Source organism: Chamaesiphon sp. GL140_3_metabinner_50, from assembly GCF_025361915.1.
Classification (GTDB): Bacteria; Cyanobacteriota; Cyanobacteriia; order Cyanobacteriales; family Chamaesiphonaceae; genus Chamaesiphon.
In genome coordinates this window covers 1-2,661 of the sequence record NZ_JANYJC010000166.1, presented here as the reverse complement: position 1 = coordinate 2,661, position 2,661 = coordinate 1, and the positions used below count along the sequence as shown (strand labels likewise).

The 2,661-nt window shown below is 42.5% G+C and carries 4 protein-coding genes; 2 read left to right on the top strand and 2 right to left on the bottom strand.

Features of this window, described 5'->3' with window-relative positions; genetic code table 11:
- The coding region (locus Q0R35_RS08450) for a hypothetical protein (protein WP_295616101.1) at nucleotides 1–297 on the bottom strand (297 nt) is incomplete at its 3' end.
- 403 nt (nucleotides 298–700) lie between these two features.
- Nucleotides 701–1,774 carry a calcium/proton exchanger gene (cax, locus tag Q0R35_RS08445; protein WP_295616098.1) on the bottom strand — a complete coding sequence of 358 codons (1,074 nt, stop codon included), beginning with the start codon at nucleotides 1,772–1,774 and terminating at the stop codon, nucleotides 701–703.
- A 160-nt stretch (nucleotides 1,775–1,934) separates the two neighbouring features.
- Between cax and Q0R35_RS08440 the strand changes: the two genes are divergently transcribed.
- Nucleotides 1,935–2,330: a rubredoxin gene (locus tag Q0R35_RS08440; RefSeq protein WP_295616095.1), complete on the top strand. Its 396-nt coding sequence runs from the start codon at nucleotides 1,935–1,937 to the stop codon at nucleotides 2,328–2,330.
- A gap of 95 nt (nucleotides 2,331–2,425) precedes the next feature.
- On the top strand, nucleotides 2,426–2,661 hold a 236-nt coding region (locus Q0R35_RS08435), incomplete at its 3' end, for a YCF48-related protein (RefSeq protein WP_295616092.1).

Below are 2,661 nucleotides of genomic sequence, written 5' to 3'. Positions count from 1 at the left end.
GGGCACAAAGTCAAAACCATTAGAGATGGATTTGCCTGGGTTATTAAACTGCCCACTAAAATCAGAACCTATCGTCAGAGGTGCACCTATACCACTAAAAGTCACATTACCAATAGTAACGCTTGAAAAGTCTCCGCTGGTAGTTGTCTCAAAATCAATAACCGTAGCACCCGGAATTGCAGTAAGGGGATTTCCAGTACCTGATATGAGTACTGCGTTAGCATTTCCAGCACTAAAATATATTCCAGACAGAACAATAGCAGAAGCTAATGAGATTTTAGTCAGAAAAGTATTCATTATTACTAGTTAATTTGGAATTATTACATTCCAACTTTATCAACTGCAACCATATTTAGACTCAGTACAATGGCTTATTATTTAGCCATATTAAATATCTGTTAGTCTTATTTTCTACATCTTGCGTGCGCGATCGACTCTAAAACAAGTAAATTCAGCACAATAGCCGATCTCAACCATTACCTAGTAAAAATCGCCTGAATTCAGTTTTCATGTCGTCACTAGAGTAAAAAGTAGTCAGGTAATTTCTGCTAATAATTTCCCCCTAATATCGTCCGAACTATGATTAAAATGATTACCTGATGGACTTTGATGGACTGCTATCCGATAATCTTAGTCCATCTATTCATCAGATAAATCATAGTTCAGACAGTATATTTTTAACGGCTACAGCCCAAAATTCTCAAATCGGCAGAAAGTAGAAAGCTGCTGCCAAAATCGTATAAGTTGCAAGCAACAAAGCTCCTTCGAGCCAGTTCGATCGACCATCTAAGCTAATCAAGTTTGCCACAATTACAGCGATGGCTACTGCTACGACTTCAAACGGATTGAAATTGAGATCCATCGGTTGACCGATCGCGTAGCCGACTAATACCAGCATCGGAGCCATTAATAATGCCACTAATAAACTCGAACCCATCGCGACCGAAACGGATAAATCCATATTATTTTTAATTGCTACGCCCACCGCCGTTACATATTCAGCCGCACCGCCGACTAATGGTAATAAAATTACGCCAGTAAATAAGGGGGTCAAACCTAAGCCCTTAGTTGCCGATTCGACTACTCCGACAAACATTTCTGATTCGTAAGCAACAGCTAAAGTCGAGATTACTAAAATTCCCAACCAGAGCTTGAGATTGGGTTTGTGTCTGCTAGTTTCAACTTCTAACTCGACCAAGCTGACATCGTATAAATAACTGTGAGTTTTCAGCGAGAATAGTAAGGTCATCGCGTACACTACAATTAAGATAATTGCGACAAAAATCGAGAGTTCTTCAACGGCAAATGTATCGGCTCGATCGGCAGCATAAAACGCCATCGTTGGCAATAAAATCGCAATGACCGCCAGCGTCATTGAAGAGCCATTAACTTGGGCGACGATCGGTTTAAATTCTTGCTCTTTAAATTTCAGACCGCCCAAAAACATCGACAATCCCATTGCCAGCAGTAAATTACTAATAATCGTTCCGGTAATACTAGCTTTGACAATATCGATTAAGCCAGCCTTGAGTGCGACTAGCCCGATAATTAATTCGGTAGCATTGCCAAATACCGCGTTTAACAGCCCGCCAACCGCTGGGCCAGTCACGATGGCTACTTCCTCCGTCGCAGTACTCAACCAGATGGCTAGGGGCACGATCGCCAACGCTGAGGTGATAAATACTGTCAAATCCCCCCAATGTAAATATTCTGCCGCGATCGAAATCGGTACAAATATCAGTAATCCGATCGACAGGATTTTTTTGATAGACATGGGAAGTTAGCTCTTGGGAGGACTCGGCTTAAAACCAATATATCAAACCTGATGCTCGATACTTGGGCATCGATCGCGAAGATAGAGTATCAAACTTCGACATAATATGCCAAAATTTGTAACAGTATATTAATAAACAGCCAATATTAAAATTAAATTTATGAGCGACCTAGAACAGGAGACTCCTAGCAGCGGTGAAGATTTAGCACCGCCGACATCCGCCAGCGTCAAAGTTGCTGCCGGAACTACCGATGACGATCGATTTGAATGCCGCGCCTGTGGCTACATCTACAATCCTAATAAAGGCGACCCCAAAAATAAAATTATTGCGGGTACCCCGTTTACAGTTCTCCCCACCCTCTGGAAATGTCCATCCTGCGGTGTCAAGAAAACTGCGTTTACCAACATCGGGACGACCGAAACCTTTGGTTTTAAAGAAAACCAAACCTATGGATTTGGAGTCAATGGGATGAGTCCCGGACAAAAAAGCTTATTAATTTATGGCGGCATGGGCATCGGTATTCTCATTTTCCTCAGCTTGTACACATTGAGCTAAAGCCGCAGGTTAAACCCGTTAGCCCGATTGTCCTCAAGTTCCCAGCCTTTTGACTAAGTAAATATCTCACTCAACCAAGCACCACTCTCATCTCCATGAATCTGCTGAAACGAATTCTCAAACAAACTGCTACACTACTGGCGATCGGTATATTCTGCGTCAGTTGCAGTCACATTACACCTTTGGCAACTAGTCCTTGGAAGCCAATTCAGTTACCCACCGAATCTAACATCCAAGATCTGACATTTACCAGCAATCCCCAGCATGGCTGGGTTGTGGGTAGTGACGCAGCGATCTTAGAAACCAACGATGGTGGTACCACCTGGGAAAA

Bases quoted from the DNA above. Each gene is read 5' to 3' on its own strand.
- cax (WP_295616098.1), bottom strand. From the start codon at position 1,774: ATGTCTATCAAAAAAATCCTGTCGATCGGATTACTGATATTTGTACCG.
- Q0R35_RS08440 (WP_295616095.1), top strand. From the start codon at position 1,935: ATGAGCGACCTAGAACAGGAGACTCCTAGCAGCGGTGAAGATTTAGCA.